The sequence below is a fragment of the Onishia niordana genome (genome assembly GCF_004798965.1).
Lineage (GTDB): Bacteria > Pseudomonadota > Gammaproteobacteria > Pseudomonadales > Halomonadaceae > Onishia > Onishia niordana.
The window spans coordinates 1-258 of record NZ_SDSD01000116.1; the positions used below are offsets into that span (position 1 = coordinate 1).

The 258-nt window shown below is 30.6% G+C and carries 1 protein-coding gene; it reads right to left on the reverse strand.

The window, feature by feature from the left end; genetic code table 11:
• Positions 1-27 precede the first annotated feature (27 nt).
• Positions 28-258: hypothetical protein (locus ETC27_RS18150; RefSeq protein WP_205742790.1), on the reverse strand; the 231-nt coding region annotated here is incomplete at its 5' end.

The following is a 258-nucleotide window of genomic DNA, read 5'->3' on the forward strand; positions in this document are numbered from 1 at the left end:
CATTTCACCTTGTATATTACCTTTTTACTAAAATCTTTTCCGTGTTTTCTCTTTATTTTTTGCACGATGTAATGCTCTAAGTTTTTGTCTCTTTTTAGCATGATAGATTGCCAAAGCATGTATGAGAATAGAGACAAAGAAGAGAAGAAAAATCTCTCTAAGTGTTATCCATTCAGAAAATAAAAGCAAGACAGAGAAATTCACCACAAATATAAAGACGTGATAAGCACGCTCTTTATTTTTATTCATAAGCTCTAT